Origin of the sequence: Mesorhizobium sp. M0136, assembly GCF_040322515.1 — a bacterium.
Lineage (GTDB): Bacteria > Pseudomonadota > Alphaproteobacteria > Rhizobiales > Rhizobiaceae > Mesorhizobium.
The window spans coordinates 42,307-53,890 of record NZ_JAMYTP010000031.1; the positions used below are offsets into that span (position 1 = coordinate 42,307).

Consider the following 11,584-nt stretch of genomic DNA (forward strand, 5'->3'; position numbering starts at 1 on the left):
GCCCCCGGAACCCCCGATTTAAGATTGCTGCAGCATGTCGCCGCATTCGTCGACGCGCGCCTGGTGGCTGATAGTCGGGTCGGAATTGCCGCGCGGCAGCTCCACAGAGCCTACACCATTTGGGCGATCGAGACAGGCGCGCCCCAGCTATCCCTCACACGATTTGGCTTGCTGATGCAGCAGACCGGCATTCGACGTGTGGCGGGGCGCACCGTCACCTACGAAGCGAGGTTCAAATAATGTCAACAGTTATGACCAAAACCCCGCACCCCCGTTTTGGGTTGGCGCACAGCCGAAGAGTAGCGCTTTCCTTGTTTTCGTTAACTTTTTCGCCGCGACACTTGCGGCAGTTTGCGACACTTCGCGACAGTTCATTCAGCGAAGATAACGAAACGAAATCAAAGGCTTGCGACAGTCCGCGACAGTTTTGTGGGGTGTATACGTAGAGACAAAAGGGTGCGGGATATTTTCTCCCACCTCTAATACGGCGAAAACTATCGCAACTGCCGAACCTATTGATATCTAACAACAATACTATCGCGAAACTATCGCTAAACTATCGCTAAGTGGTGAAGCAAGGAAGATGGATAAGGATCATCAATCTGAGCCTGGTTCAGCCCGAGCTGTTGGCACAGGGAAGCTGAGGAAGGCACTCTGGCTTTGGGCGCCGAACTTTGCGGATCGTCCGGAGAGAATCCTCAATCTGCCCCTTAGCTTGCGGGCTGAGGCAGCGCGCCTGTTGGTGGCAGAACGGGGCTGGAGCGTGGATGCCGTTGCTTTCAGTGTTGGTCTGTCAGCAAAGCAGGTGCGGCGGCTGATGAAGTACCTGCCGCCCGATCTGCGCGGCAAGGGCGATCGGCCTGAGGCTGGCCCCACCCCCGGTGTAGGGACCGTATCAGCGTCTTCGCCCCATACGGGCCCGGGGGAGCCCGGGATTTTTCTAGTAGGCCACTTTGCAGGCGGTACACGCAACACGCGTTCGGACCCGTGCAACACACATCATGCAACCTGAAGGAGAATGCGAAATGACTGAGAAGACCGTCACCCTGTCCCGCCGCTATGAAGCGCATGGCGCTGTCTTCGAAACGGTGAAGGTGCGCGAGCCGCGGTTCAACGACTTGATGCAGCTGGGCGAGCCCTACGAGATGCAGCGCGCTGCGGGCAACAACGTCGTCATCGAGAACGTCGAAACGGTCGCCGCCTATGTCCGCCGTTGCGTCGTCGAGCCCGGCTTCGACATGCTTGGCGAGCTCGGCATCAAAGACGCCAGGGCGGTTCGGGTCGCTGTGCTCGATTTTTTTACGTATGGCGAGCCAGCAACCGCCTCGCCTGCCTCGAAGTCGGAACCCGCGCCGACGAGCTGATCTTCCGGTTTGGCATGCGAGCGGCGGATGTCGCCTGCATGCCGATGTCGGAGATCCTCGCCTGGTTCGCGCGCGCCGTCGCCTATCACAATCGTAGGAGCCAAAAATGAGCAACCGTACCATCGAAGCCGTGATGCGGCTTTCCGCCAAGCTGGGCCCGATGGGCGCCTTCGATAAGATGGGCGCCAAGCTGAACCAGGTCAATCAGAAGTCGATCGCGTTCAACAGGACGCAGGGCCTGCTCAATCGCACGATGTCGGCCATGCCGATCGGGCGCTTCATTGGCCCGGCCGTCGCGGGGTACGCCCTCACGCAATCGATCAAGGAATTTGCCTCTGTCGAGCGCCAGCTCACGCGCATCGGCCTGACGCTTGGCGCGTCGCGCGACGACATGCAGGGCCTGTACCAGGATGTAAACCACTTCGCCAAAGCCTACGCCCTGCAGTCTGACCAGGTCATGGAAACGGTCGGCGCCTACGCGGCCGCCGGCGCCAGTCTGACGGACATCCGCAACGATCTGGACCTGCTCACCAAGTCGCAGCAGGCACTCGGCGCGTCGGGCGAGGATGTCGTGAACAGCTGGAACACGGCGCGCCTGTCGCTCGGCTTGACGACCAAGGATGCCGAGAAGTTCTTCTCGATCATCGCCGCCGGCAGCTCGGCCGGCAAATTCGAGGCGCCGGATATGTCGCGCTTCCTTCCCTCGCTGCTGCCGTCGGCGGCCAAGCAGGGGTTTCAAGGGATCGAGGGCGCGCAGCGCATGGTCGGATTCCTCGAGGTGATGGCGAACTATACCGGCACTGTCGGCGAGGCCGCGACGTCGGTCGGCGATTTCCTCGAAAAGCTTTCCAGTCCGGACGTCGAGAAGCGGCTCGCGAAAATCAGCGGAAGCTTTCTGAAGCGCATGTCGGCCGCTCGCGAAAATGGCGAGGACATGCTCAAGGTGACGCATGATATTTTGATGGAGGCCACCGGCGGCAAGGCGGACCGGCTTGGCCAGATTTTCGGCGACAAGGAAGCCCGCCAGGCCGCAACCGTGATCCTCACCAAGTATGACGAGATCGTCGCCGCCCAAAAGGAGATTGCAGCAAATGCACCTGGCGTCCTCGATCGCAACAACGCGCAGCTGCTGAAAAACACGCAAGCCGGTCTTGACCGGATCAAGGAAACCCTCAGCCAACTGCAGATTCAGGCCGGCGATTTCGCCGCTTCGCTGGGCGTCGTCGACGGGCTGAAATACATCGTCGACACACTCGGCTATGCCAACTCGGTCAATGCCGGTCTCGAAAAAAGCGGCGTCCATGGGTTCGCCGCGCGCACGGCGTGGGGCATCACCCACGGCGACGAGGACAAGGACCAGATGGCCCGGATCGGCGGCTATCGCTCCGATGAAGAGCTTCGCGCGGCCGCCGCCTATAAGCAATATGGCGATTCGCGGCGCGCAGGCTTGCCGCGTGATCCCAGTTTCAGCGCCGGCACTGACGCCAATGGCGTGCCCATTCCGCTGCCCTACGGCGCGCCGACGCCGCTCGGTCCGGTGGTGCGCAGCAACCTTTACCCGGCACAGCACGGCCGAGGATCCTCGTACCGGCCGGAAAGCGACTGGTCGCTGCCGCCAGGTGCGGGCGGCGGGTCGCGGCCGGCCGGCGACTGGTTCGCCCCCGTAGGCGCCGAGATCGAGGATAAGATCGCCAGTGGCGGCCACCAGGCTGGCCAGTCCATCAACCAGGAGATGACCGAGGGCGCAAAGCAGGCCGGAGGGATATTTGCCTCCATGATCGCCGGCATGGGCAAGCAACTTGGAGCGGAGGCTGGTGCCGCATTCAATGCGACGGCAAGGGCGCCGTCGCCTGTCGCAGTGCGCGCCGATACTGGACGCTCGAGCGCCGGCCGCTTGATGGGACCACGGTGAACGATGTTCGACGGCGAATTTCTGTCGCAGCGGTTTCAGAGGATCGGTGAGGAACACACTGAGCTGGTCAGGATCGTTTGCGCCATGGCCGAGGTCGACGACCGGGAGGACCGGCTGTTTCGCAGGCTTATGATCGCCGAAGCAAGCAATCGTATCGCCGATCTCTGGGAGGAAGTCGCCGGGCACCTGGCGGAAGGAGGCGCTGGGGCCGATGCCTAAAAACAAGCCAATCTCATTGGCGGGCCGCACCTCACCGCCGTTTCAGTGCTCTTCCCGTGAAACATTGCCGACGTTTCACGCTCGGGTCGCGCCCTTGCTGCCGGCATTGAGCATCGCCACGGCGCAAGCGGCTGCGGTGCGACGCGCGACCACGCGAGGTCACACCATGGGCCTGTGGCATCGCGACCAGGGCGAATGGCGCACGACTTGCGAGCGGTGCGGGGAAAAGCTCGACCTGGCGACTGGCGCGCTCAGCGCCGCAGGCGTGGCTGCCGTGAAGGCGCAGGGCGGCATCGTGGGCGAGATGGACGGCACAGTCGTTTATGCGCTTGGCGCTGCCTTGGAGCCCTGTCTTGTCGATGTTTAGACGCGGCAGTTTGCGGGCGGGGCTTGGAGACCTGTGGGGGGTAGGGGGTAAGCCTCTCCTCAACGTCAAGGCTTGAGCGAAAATGGGCGCGCCGCTCGACAAAGATGTCATCGAGACTGCGTGTCGGTTTCGACGTATCGCCGACCAGATCGCGGCCGGCAGTTTTCCCGAGACCGAAGACGTGTTGGCCGGCCTCTTGATCCTGAGGCAGCTCGTCGACGACGACGCCGACCGGATTATTCCTGACGCGCGGGCTCTACGAAGAAATATTCTCCGTCGCGTCTGGAACGTGTTTTATCCCGGCAAGGCCATCACAGTGGCCGCTAAGCTCATCGCGGCTGACTGGCATATGGCCAGTGAAGATGATGTTGGCGATGCGCTTCCGGGAACCAAGGCTGCCTATTTCGCGCGCCTTTCCAGAGCCCGTATCAGCCCGAAGTCCTGGAATACGATCTGGGCCGACCTGGACGCCTCGCAGGACGGTCATCGGGACTAAAAATTTCTAAAACATTGCTGCCGCGACGATCCATCTGGCGCACTGTTCCAGGGCGTTCTCCCTCAGGCACCGTCATGGCTGATGGTGAACAAGAGGCCTCCCCTGTTGCTGACGAACCGGGGAGGCCTCGCCCCAAAAGGGAGGTATTTTCCGAATGCGCAAATTTTCAGTTGATCAGCAAAGGCTGTCTGCCCGCATCGCTTCCGCCGAAGGGGCGAACGCCGCCTGCTTGTCGGCAGGCGAGGACGAACGGGCTGCGCGCGACAAACTGGCGGCTGTCAGGGCAAAAGCCCAACGTGATTCCGAGAGGTATCGTCTTTCAGACGATGACATCGCCGAGAAGCAGGCAGAAATCGCAAAGCTCGAGGCCGAGGTTGTACGTCTCAAAGCCGCGAAAGACCTATTGAACGACAAATGGGTGCATCTCGGAGCGATCGCCGATCTGTGCCGGGAGTACGCGGAACCGCGCAAACCGAGCTTCTTCTTGGCTGGAGCGATCGCATGAAAAACGTCATCAAAAACACTGCGGCACTGCTGGAGCGAACCTTCCGCAGCGCGCGCTCCGATATTGACACGATCCGCGACCGGATTGCCGATCTTCAGGCTGAGCGTCACCTGGTGGAGATGGCGCCGAACGACCTCGGTACGATCGAAAGGGAAATTGATCGAGCGATTGAGGCCGCGATTCAAACGCGGCCGCTCTTTATGCCGTTCCTTGTCCGTGGTGAAGGTTATTATCTGCCTGTCGCCGGGGCGTTCAACACGGCGCTTCAGCAGAACGCTTTTGGCGTGTTCGCCGCGCTGGATGCACCGCGCTTGAAAGCAGCCATGCTTGCGGCGTTGCCGAAGGATGGCATCACGGCTGAAACGCGTTCGGCGCGCTTGGCTAAAATTGATGCTGAGATTTTGTCGGCCGAGATTGCCGAGGAAGTCGCCTGCCGGGAAATGGAACGTGTATTGGGTGCCGACATGCCCCGTCGCATCGACGCAAACCCGGCCATCCTATTGGCGCCGGATGGTGAGATCGGGATGGGATCATCCGATGGCGCATAATGCTATTCTGTCGATCCCGAATGTCACTATTGTGCCTGGCCCGGCCGGCCAGTCCTTCCTGCCCGTCGATGATGCCTCCGAGCTGACCGCCGATTTCGGCCGCGACCGCGACCGCGCCATCGTCCGCGCCAATGGCGACGAATGGCTGAAGACGGCAGGGGTGTGGGCGGCGACTGGCGAAAATTTCTGGGGCACGCTGCTGGCGCAGGGCGCCACGCAGGTCGACCAGGCGCGCCTCGCGGCCGAGCAGGCGCAAACCATCGCCGATGCGTTCGGCGATCTGGAGGCTGGCGTGACGCTGGCGCAGGCGGCGGCCGCCGCGGCTGCGCAGGATGCCGTCCAGACGGCGGCCGATCGCACCGCCACCGGCATCGATCGCGCCGCGACCGGCGCCGATGCCGGCCAAACCGCGGCCGATCGCATCGCCACTGCCGCCGACCGCGCGCAGACCGGTCTCGATCGCGCCGCGACCGGCGTCGATGCCGGCCAGACGGCGGCTGATCGCATTGCCACTGGCGCCGATCGTACGCAAACCGGCCTTGATGTCGTGCAGACCGGCCAGGATCGCGTCGCTACCGATCTCGACCGAGCTGCCGCTGCCAGCAGCGCATCGACAGCAGCAAGCGATGCCGCTCTGACGGCGAATAATGTCGCCGCATCCTCTACCTATGCAGCCGCTGCCGCTGACCAGGGCGGCTTCTATGCCAACACTGCAGCAACCAATGTGCCACGCGGCGTCAGTAAGACGGTGGGCGCGATCACGCCGGGCTCTGGCGGCCCTGCCAACGGCACGTACTCGCTGGCCTGGACAGGCGGCAATTTCGCCATTAATCCGACCGGCGAGTTCGACATCGTCTCCGGTAGCGTCGCTGCGGTGCGCATCACTGGCCGGGGCCGCTACATCGGCGCATCGCCCGTACTGCCGACGCCCTCGTTTGCCTCAGCGGCTGGCCTGACCGGTGCCGCTGTCGTCCTGAACCCGGAATTCCTGGTGGTGAGCGGGCAAAGCTATTACGCGCTGTCGGCGGACGGGACCTATTACCAGCTTTATTTGAACAACAGCGGCGCGCCGGCGATCGTCGTCGGCTCGATATCGCGCATCCTGAGCCCGGCAACACAAGGAGACATTTCGAACGGCATCGGCGGCACCGGCTATGTCGAGCAGGGCAAGGTCAAACCCGCAGTTCAGCAGCAATTCAATAACGCCGGCGCGCTCACACGCTTGCCGCAGCAGCCGGCTATCCAGCCAATCATCGCCGGTCGAAATGGCGGCGTGTTCTTAGGTCTGCGCCTGTCGGACGGCAAGGCGATCCTGCCGCTGGCATCAGAGAGCGTCCAGATCGATCCTGAAAATGTCAGCCTTGTGCAGGCCATCGACCACAACGTGTCGATCCCCGGGCGCGGCATGCGCAACTATATCGGGCTGGACGCTCGCAAGCCGATCGTCGCCGGCAAGAACGGCGGCGTGTTGATGTGGCTGGATACCAGCGTCAGCCCGCCAGCGCTCAGCGGCAACTTCATCTTCTCGGGCGTGCAGTACCAGGCGCTGTTCCCGAACGATGCCCGTGGCCTCGTCTCCGACTACGCGTCCATTGCCGAGCAGTCGGTCGATACGCTGCGCTTCCTGCGCCCGGTCAATGACAGCAACAACTTCCAGCATTGCGCACCGGGAGCCCGGGTCGGCTACATCACGACGGCCCAGTACATGCAGCTTGACGTGTACTGGAACAACCTCGTCACCCGGCTCGACACTTACAACACGCTTTGCGCCGTGTTGGTGGATGGCGCGCTCTTCGCCACATTCTCCAGCGGCTTTGCTCCGGGAACGCCGGGCGACCAGAGCTATACATTCGACTTCGGTTCGGTCGGCAAGCGCTTGGTCGAGGTGGTATGGTGTCTTGCGGCGGGCATGGAGCTTCGTCAGACCCGGTTCTCGGCCAATGCCGCGCTGGCCCTGGGCTCGGCGCGCCCGAACAAGTTGCTGAACACGCATGGCGACAGCACGACGCACGGCTTGGGCGTGTCCTCTATCTATGAGGCGTGGGCATTCGGTTTGGCCGTGGACCTCGGCCGACAGCTTCTCAACACCGGCAACGGCTCCAACACGGCGGTCGCCTCGCAGGGCGCGGTGGTCGGGCAGGCGATACTCGACAAGGGCATCGCCGACGCCAAGTCGTTCTACTCGATTGGCATCAACGACTGCATCACCAACCGGGTGCCGACCGTCGCCTTCAAGACGGCGGTCGAGGGATATCTCGCCGGGTTCAGAACCAAGTGTCCGACGACGCCGCTGGTCTTCTGCGGCGCGTTCTACTGTCCCGCGCACGAGACCGCGCACACCTATCCTTTGCAGGATTACCGGGACGTGATGCAGGCAATTGTCGTCGCTGCGGCTGATCCGAACCTCACCTATGTCGATGGCAAGGCATTGATGGTCAACTCCTCGGATCGGCTTGGCAGCGATCAGACGCATCCCAACAACCTAGGCGCGTCCGAAATCCGGACCAACCTCTTCACGCACTTCTAAAGAAGGATCACCCCACCCGTGTCCACTCTCTGGCCCTGCATGGTTCTCCCCGTCGATATCAACGGCACGGGCTATTCCGTAAACCCGGCCGACTTTCAGCCGATGTTCCAAGGCATCGCCGAGACCGACGCCGAGGCGCATTGGCTTTTCGGCAACGACAACCCGACCATGGCCGACATGCTGTCCGGGCAGTTGATGACGCCGCGCCTCTCGACCCGCCTCACGGCCGGTGGTACTGGCTACACCTCCGCGCCGACCCTGACGCGCAGCGGGACTGGCCAGACCATCCCGCAGGCGCTTACCGCAACGCTCACCAGCGGCGCGGTTTCCTCATTCACCGAAACCGATCCCGGTTCCCCGGATGCGACTGCCCAAGGCTCGGTGGCAGCGACTGGCGGCGGCGGATCGGGCGCGGTGATCGCCAGCGGCCTCGCCCCGGCTCCGACCCAGAACGCAGGCTCTCTCACGCTTGCCGACGCCACGACCAACAATCTCAATGGCTACCAGACGCCGATTGACATCAAGCGCGATCAGACGATCTGCCTAGCGGTCAAGCGCAAGGCGCTGGCGAGCACCACAATGATTGTCGGCTGGTGGCCCATCGGCAACACGCGCACCCCGGCATGGATGGTGCAGGTTACCGCCGCTGGCTATGTCGCATTTTCGCGTGCGTCGGGCGGCAACTTCTCTGGCGACGCACAGACTGTCGCGCCGCCTGCTGGTAGCGTTGGGGATTGGTTGTTTCTAGCCGTCACGCATGACGCAGCGGGTGCCCGGCGTATCGACTGGGGCAACGGTACGGTCTACAGCCAAGCCGGGGCGCTCGACGTGGCCGACGTCAGGCACCGGGTCGGCATCGGTGGGAGCACCTACGCTTACGCCGGCGGTGGCGACTTCGCCGAGTTGATGGTGTTCCAAGCCGCCAAGACTTCTGCGCAGATCGCCGCCATCTACGCGCGCTCCAAGGCCCGGTTGCTGACGCGTGGCATCACTCTGCTCTGAAGGAGCGAGCTAAGCCGCTCGAATGGCTTCGACGAGTGCAATGATGGCGTGGCGGGCCAAGTGGATGCCATCCTCCGTCACGTCATTTGACCCGCGAATTGTCAGGTAGGGATCAATAAAGGGGACGCCATTTCTGAGCGACGCCTGGCGCGTTGCATCATTGATCGCGGCGGCCACGGATGCCGATCTGAAGGCAGTCTTGTTCTCTTCAATCGGCGGGATGGCGAAGATGATGGGTTCGGTGCCAATATCCCGAAACAATTTGCCGATCGCCATGGTCTTTTCCGCTACGGCGGAGGAATCGGCGCCGGCCTTGCTGTCATTTGTTCCGACCTGGATGATGGCCTTGGACGGCGGATTTGCTTTCAAGGCCGACGACACGACGGAGGACGCGACAGAGGCATAGACATGGGCGGCCGTCGCGCCGCCGAAGCCGGCGTTCACGACATTGAGACCCTCGAGCGGATGCGGCGGGACAAGTTCGAAGAGTGAATCGCCAACAAGCATCAGACAGCCGGGACCGATCCATCGCAGATGAGCCGATATCGCTGCGGTGCGGACCGCCCAATGATCTTGCCATGGGACGGCGTTGGTCGCGAGCATGCGACCTTTCCAAGACGAAAGAACGCCCTTTACTTTAATAAGTCCCATTTGCCCAAGCCCCCAAGCCCGCCTTCTACTTAGCCGGTTTCAGTGACGCCGGCTAGATCACGCCGATGTGAATGATTGGGACAAAGACGTGAAGCTGAACAACCAGGGCCCGGCCCATTGCGGCAAATTAGTTATCGCGCTTTCCTCAACCTCACGCCTGGCCCTTCGCCGTTCTCGTCGACGAAGATCACGCCGGCAGCCTCGAGGGCTGCTCTGACATCCTCCAACGTTCGATCGTAGGGGGTGCGTTTCCCACGCTCGAAATCCGCAAGGGTTTTAGTTGCGACCTTCGCAGCATCCGCGAGCTGCGCTTGCGACCAGTCTACTAGACCTCTCGCCGCGCGGCATTGCGCCGGGGTAAGTGACATGTTTTGGGAAACCTTACATAAAATAGGTTGACTTTAAACCGGTAACATTACATGAAATGGGTTATCGCACAATGCGAACCTAGGAGCAAATGCAATGCCGAACGCACTCGTTGCGGCAGCCGCCGAAGGCTTGCCGTCAATCAACCGCCGCCAGGTCCTTCATAGCCTGGCAGCATCGTCAGCCGCCGCCGCTGCCTTGGTAGCGGCTATTCCGGCCGCGCGTGCCGCCGAGCATCCCGACGCCGATCTGTTCTGGCTCGATCAGGAAATGGTGGAAGCTGAGGCCCAGATGAATCGGGCTAACAAGGCATGCTGTCGGGTCGGCAGGAAGGCCGATAAGCTCTATCCGCCACAGCCTGCGGCATGGAAGGAACGGCGCATGCCGGACGACCTTCATGAGATGACGGGCGGCATGCTTGTGCGCGACCTTGCGTTTCCGGAGAAACAGCCGGCGCCTTTGCGCGATTTTCACAGGGCGCGTGAAGAGCAGCGGGCCGCGCACAGGGCTTTGCAGGAAGCCTTCGTCATAAAAGTGGCTGAGATAAATCGCGAGGCCGGCGTTGATGCCGCAGAGGCCGCCTACAGCGCGCGCTCCGCCGAGTTTTACCAGGTCGGCGATCGGATCTTGGCAATGCCGGCCAACACGTTGGCGGGGATCATCGTCAAGCTCCGGGCGGCCGACAAAATCGACGCCAAGAGCGAGGCGTTGATATCGATCGCCGCCGATATCAGGCGCCTGGCAGGTGAGGCGGCGTGATGGGTAAGACCACCAGGCGCAGCCTCGACGCCAAGCTCCTCCGTCTCGAATCCAAATTCAACTCTGCGAGCGACAAATGGAACGCGGCCACGCACCGAACGGCGAAGCTCGAGGATGAGTTCGAAGTGGCGGTCAAGCGGCTCAGGTCGCGCATCGCAAAGGCGGAAAAAAAGGAGGAGAATAGGGCCGCAGCTTTCAGCCGCGCGCTCGATAAGGTCATGAAGACGCGGGCCAAAACTATCGAGGGGCTCGCCGCCAAGGTGCGAGTTCGCGAGCGCGACTACTGTGACGACGAGGATCTGGAAATCACCATACTCCGAAGCTTGGTCGATGATATCAAGGCGATGGCCGACGGCGCCGGCTGAATTGGGATAAAGGCCAAGGGCGAACGGTGGGCGGGCAAGAAATGCCCGCCATTTTTTTGCCGGAACATTAGTGGCACAAACCGCTCGATCCGTGTTGCAACGGTGTTGCATAGACTTAACGGGACCAGACCGGAAAGCCTTGGAAAATAAGGACTTGGACCGGAATACACCGGAAACGGCCTGCAACACGGTTTTAGAGAGGTGTTGGGCTTGTAAGCTGTTGTTTCATAAGAGGAAAATCGTTGGCTGGGGAACCTGGATTCGAACCAGGACTAACGGAGTCAGAGTCCGTGGGTCTACCGTTAACCTATTCCCCAGCAGGCGCGGTTGAAGAAAACGCGCAGGGTGGGCCGCCAAGCAGCCGCGCGGCCCTTGTAGCCGCCGCCGGAAAATAGTCAACCCTGTGTCTGGGTTCAATTGTACGCATCCGGTGAAGACCGCAGACGTGCATATCCGATGCCATGAGGACCTGAGCACCGCGGTGCTGGGGTCAAGCTTTCGAT

At 62.0% G+C, this 11,584-nt stretch carries 14 protein-coding genes and 1 tRNA gene; 12 read left to right on the top strand and 3 right to left on the bottom strand.

What is annotated here, in order from left to right; genetic code table 11:
- Nucleotides 1-24 precede the first annotated feature (24 nt).
- The 10 genes from NKJ35_RS27360 to NKJ35_RS27405 all read left to right on the top strand — a co-directional run bounded on the left by NKJ35_RS27360 (nt 25) and on the right by NKJ35_RS27405 (nt 8,940).
- Entirely contained in the window at nt 25-240 is a 216-nt protein-coding gene (locus tag NKJ35_RS27360) for a hypothetical protein (RefSeq protein WP_352650575.1), read from the top strand.
- Between the two features lie 785 nt (nt 241-1,025).
- Entirely contained in the window at nt 1,026-1,364 is a 339-nt protein-coding gene (locus tag NKJ35_RS27365) for a hypothetical protein (RefSeq protein ID WP_352640413.1), read from the top strand.
- Nucleotides 1,365-1,470: 106 nt separating this feature from the next.
- Nucleotides 1,471-3,276, top strand: a complete 1,806-nt coding sequence (locus NKJ35_RS27370; RefSeq protein ID WP_352650576.1) for a phage tail tape measure protein — start codon at nt 1,471-1,473, stop codon at nt 3,274-3,276.
- Nucleotides 3,277-3,360: 84 nt separating this feature from the next.
- The gene (locus NKJ35_RS27375) at nt 3,361-3,495 is read left to right on the top strand and encodes a hypothetical protein (protein ID WP_352650578.1); all 135 of its coding nucleotides are present in this window, start codon (nt 3,361-3,363) and stop codon (nt 3,493-3,495) included.
- A gap of 166 nt (nt 3,496-3,661) precedes the next feature.
- On the top strand, nt 3,662-3,862 hold the full coding sequence (locus NKJ35_RS27380; RefSeq protein WP_352650579.1) for a hypothetical protein: 201 nt from the start codon (nt 3,662-3,664) through the stop codon (nt 3,860-3,862).
- Between the two features lie 82 nt (nt 3,863-3,944).
- Nucleotides 3,945-4,358, top strand: coding sequence for a hypothetical protein (locus tag NKJ35_RS27385; protein ID WP_352650581.1), 414 nt, complete (start codon nt 3,945-3,947; stop codon nt 4,356-4,358).
- Nucleotides 4,359-4,512: 154 nt separating this feature from the next.
- Nucleotides 4,513-4,863, top strand: a complete 351-nt coding sequence (locus tag NKJ35_RS27390) for a hypothetical protein (RefSeq protein WP_352650582.1) — start codon at nt 4,513-4,515, stop codon at nt 4,861-4,863.
- Nucleotides 4,860-5,411 (top strand): hypothetical protein, encoded by a 552-nt coding sequence (locus NKJ35_RS27395; protein WP_352650584.1) that lies wholly within the window; start codon nt 4,860-4,862, stop codon nt 5,409-5,411. Before NKJ35_RS27390 ends, NKJ35_RS27395 begins: the two co-directional genes overlap by 4 nt.
- Nucleotides 5,401-7,938 carry a GDSL-type esterase/lipase family protein gene (locus tag NKJ35_RS27400; RefSeq protein ID WP_352650585.1) on the top strand — a complete coding sequence of 846 codons (2,538 nt, stop codon included), beginning with the start codon at nt 5,401-5,403 and terminating at the stop codon, nt 7,936-7,938. The genes NKJ35_RS27395 and NKJ35_RS27400 overlap by 11 nt, the downstream gene beginning before the upstream one ends.
- Nucleotides 7,939-7,977: 39 nt before the next feature.
- Nucleotides 7,978-8,940 (top strand): hypothetical protein, encoded by a 963-nt coding sequence (locus NKJ35_RS27405; protein ID WP_352650587.1) that lies wholly within the window; start codon nt 7,978-7,980, stop codon nt 8,938-8,940.
- Nucleotides 8,941-8,949: 9 nt separating this feature from the next.
- On the opposite strand, the gene NKJ35_RS27410 is transcribed toward NKJ35_RS27405, so the two are convergent.
- Both NKJ35_RS27410 and NKJ35_RS27415 read right to left on the bottom strand, forming a co-directional pair.
- Complete coding sequence (locus tag NKJ35_RS27410) at nt 8,950-9,447, bottom strand: SGNH/GDSL hydrolase family protein (protein WP_352650589.1); 498 nt, start codon at nt 9,445-9,447, stop codon at nt 8,950-8,952.
- 275 nt (nt 9,448-9,722) lie between these two features.
- Nucleotides 9,723-9,959 carry a helix-turn-helix domain-containing protein gene (locus NKJ35_RS27415; protein ID WP_352650590.1) on the bottom strand — a complete coding sequence of 79 codons (237 nt, stop codon included), beginning with the start codon at nt 9,957-9,959 and terminating at the stop codon, nt 9,723-9,725.
- 94 nt (nt 9,960-10,053) lie between these two features.
- Between NKJ35_RS27415 and NKJ35_RS27420 the strand changes: the two genes are divergently transcribed.
- Both NKJ35_RS27420 and NKJ35_RS27425 read left to right on the top strand, forming a co-directional pair.
- Nucleotides 10,054-10,716, top strand: a complete 663-nt coding sequence (locus NKJ35_RS27420; RefSeq protein WP_352650591.1) for a hypothetical protein — start codon at nt 10,054-10,056, stop codon at nt 10,714-10,716.
- Nucleotides 10,713-11,081: a hypothetical protein gene (locus tag NKJ35_RS27425; RefSeq protein WP_352650596.1), complete on the top strand. Its 369-nt coding sequence runs from the start codon at nt 10,713-10,715 to the stop codon at nt 11,079-11,081. Before NKJ35_RS27420 ends, NKJ35_RS27425 begins: the two co-directional genes overlap by 4 nt.
- 243 nt (nt 11,082-11,324) lie before the next feature.
- Here the strand turns inward: NKJ35_RS27425 and NKJ35_RS27430 are convergent.
- Nucleotides 11,325-11,398, bottom strand: a tRNA-Gln gene (locus NKJ35_RS27430).
- Nucleotides 11,399-11,584 lie beyond the last annotated feature (186 nt).

Coding starts and splice junctions, on each gene's coding strand:
- NKJ35_RS27365 (WP_352640413.1), top strand. CDS start 1,026: ATGACTGAGAAGACCGTCACCCTGTCCCGCCGCTATGAAGCGCATGGC.
- NKJ35_RS27370 (WP_352650576.1), top strand. CDS start 1,471: ATGAGCAACCGTACCATCGAAGCCGTGATGCGGCTTTCCGCCAAGCTG.
- NKJ35_RS27375 (WP_352650578.1), top strand. CDS start 3,361: ATGGCCGAGGTCGACGACCGGGAGGACCGGCTGTTTCGCAGGCTTATG.
- NKJ35_RS27380 (WP_352650579.1), top strand. CDS start 3,662: ATGGGCCTGTGGCATCGCGACCAGGGCGAATGGCGCACGACTTGCGAG.
- NKJ35_RS27385 (WP_352650581.1), top strand. CDS start 3,945: ATGGGCGCGCCGCTCGACAAAGATGTCATCGAGACTGCGTGTCGGTTT.
- NKJ35_RS27390 (WP_352650582.1), top strand. CDS start 4,513: ATGCGCAAATTTTCAGTTGATCAGCAAAGGCTGTCTGCCCGCATCGCT.
- NKJ35_RS27395 (WP_352650584.1), top strand. CDS start 4,860: ATGAAAAACGTCATCAAAAACACTGCGGCACTGCTGGAGCGAACCTTC.
- NKJ35_RS27400 (WP_352650585.1), top strand. CDS start 5,401: ATGGCGCATAATGCTATTCTGTCGATCCCGAATGTCACTATTGTGCCT.
- NKJ35_RS27405 (WP_352650587.1), top strand. CDS start 7,978: ATGGTTCTCCCCGTCGATATCAACGGCACGGGCTATTCCGTAAACCCG.
- NKJ35_RS27410 (WP_352650589.1), bottom strand. CDS start 9,447: ATGCTTGTTGGCGATTCACTCTTCGAACTTGTCCCGCCGCATCCGCTC.
- NKJ35_RS27415 (WP_352650590.1), bottom strand. CDS start 9,959: ATGTCACTTACCCCGGCGCAATGCCGCGCGGCGAGAGGTCTAGTAGAC.
- NKJ35_RS27420 (WP_352650591.1), top strand. CDS start 10,054: ATGCCGAACGCACTCGTTGCGGCAGCCGCCGAAGGCTTGCCGTCAATC.